The sequence below is a fragment of the Alloalcanivorax venustensis ISO4 genome (assembly GCF_015356855.1).
Classification (GTDB): domain Bacteria; phylum Pseudomonadota; class Gammaproteobacteria; order Pseudomonadales; family Alcanivoracaceae; genus Alloalcanivorax; species Alloalcanivorax venustensis.
The window spans coordinates 1-584 of the sequence record NZ_ARXR01000086.1; the positions used below are offsets into that span (position 1 = coordinate 1).

General features: G+C 66.8%; 1 protein-coding gene and 1 pseudogene. Both read left to right on the forward strand.

What is annotated here, in order from left to right:
• Positions 1-73 precede the first annotated feature (73 nt).
• Positions 74-202, forward strand: a pseudogene (locus ISO4_RS17195) (transposase family protein); the annotation flags it as partial.
• 39 nt (positions 203-241) lie between these two features.
• Positions 242-584 (forward strand): helix-turn-helix domain-containing protein (locus ISO4_RS17200; protein ID WP_267254101.1); only part of this gene is annotated, 343 nt, incomplete at its 3' end.

A 584-nucleotide genomic window follows, 5' to 3' on the forward strand; every position in this document is an offset into this window, starting at 1 on the left:
AGGCTTTATAGCGACCCGGTTCGTTCCGCTCTCCGATTCCGAGTGCCTGATTTACCTGATCCCCGACCCTCAAGTGCCGCCTTGCTGTCCAAGCTGCCGGCGACCCTGCTCCCTGATCCATGACACGACGAGGCGGCGAGTCCGAGACCGGGATCTGTTCGAGTACCGGGTCTGGTTGGAGGTGCCGGTGCGGCGGGTGCGCTGCCCCCGCTGCGGTGTCGGTCGTGAGGCGCTGTCCTGGTTGGCCCCGCGAGCCCGGCTGACCCACCGGCTGCGCCAGCACGTGGAGACACTGCTGACCTTGCTACCGCTCAAGCAGATCGCCGGCCTGACCGGGCTGCACTGGCACACCCTCAAGAGCATCGACAAGGCCCGGTTGGCCCGGGACCTGCCCGAGCCTGACCTCAGTCTGGTCCGTTACCTGGTCATGGACGAGTTCGCCCTGTTCAAGGGCCACCGTTATGCCAGCGTGGTCATCGACGCCGAGCCCCGGCAGGTGCTGTGGGTGGGCGAAGGTCGATCCCGGGAGGCGATTCGGCCCTGCTTCGAGTGGCTGGGGGCGCACTGTGAACACATTGAGGCGG